Here is a 748-nt window from a genome sequence, read left to right on the forward strand (position 1 = left end):
TCCGTGGCGTTTGTAGCTTCAACCTTTTCAATTTTTTCATCTTGCACAATGGAAAGATCCTCATTAATTACTGATGCGAGTTTTCCATCCACCTGAGTAATTCTTGTATCAGAGCTTTTCAAAACTTTTGAAGTAACATAGTTTTCACTTTGGTTGATACAATTAGCGAGCGCGACATTTGAAGTAAAAATAATCGCAAATGGTATTAACTTTTTCATTTTAATCTTTTAATCGTCCTGTTTCTTCGTTAATCAGATTTAATATATATTTGTAAACGTCTTTACCATTTTTCGCATGATAAATGTTTTTCTCACCAACGCACTCACCGAAACCATCATCTTTTTGTACGTTGTAGTTAACACCTATTACGCCCATGGTGACCTTGGTTTTTTCACCCTCTAGCTTCGCATGTTCACTTTGAAACTTATTTTCTTTACTAGATATTCTTTTCTTAAGGCTTTCACACAAACCATGCTCACCCACTAATGACTTTAAGAATTTGTCATAAACCTGATAATAATAAGTTCGCCCATCATACTGGTCTACGTAATATTTAGTCACGACGTCATACTTATCTCTATAAGATCTTTTTCTATTCAGTCCCATCGGGAATTGCACATATGTAGCTGCACCCTCAGAAAGAATAATAAACACTTGCTCTGGGTTTCGATCTTCCTTTTTAACTTTATCCGCTTCTTTCGCCGCAGCAATTAAACCGAGCCATGATTGAGTACCGCCACCTCTTGCT

2 pseudogenes are annotated in these 748 nt (G+C 36.2%); both read right to left on the reverse strand.

Going from position 1 to position 748, the window contains the following annotated elements:
* Window positions 1-218 (reverse strand): annotated as a pseudogene (locus R7E78_RS26285) (OmpA family protein); the annotation flags it as partial.
* Window position 219: 1 nt separating this feature from the next.
* Window positions 220-748, reverse strand: a pseudogene (locus tag R7E78_RS26290) (pilus assembly protein TadG); the annotation flags it as partial.

The organism is Vibrio sp. YT-19(2023), assembly GCF_033337395.1.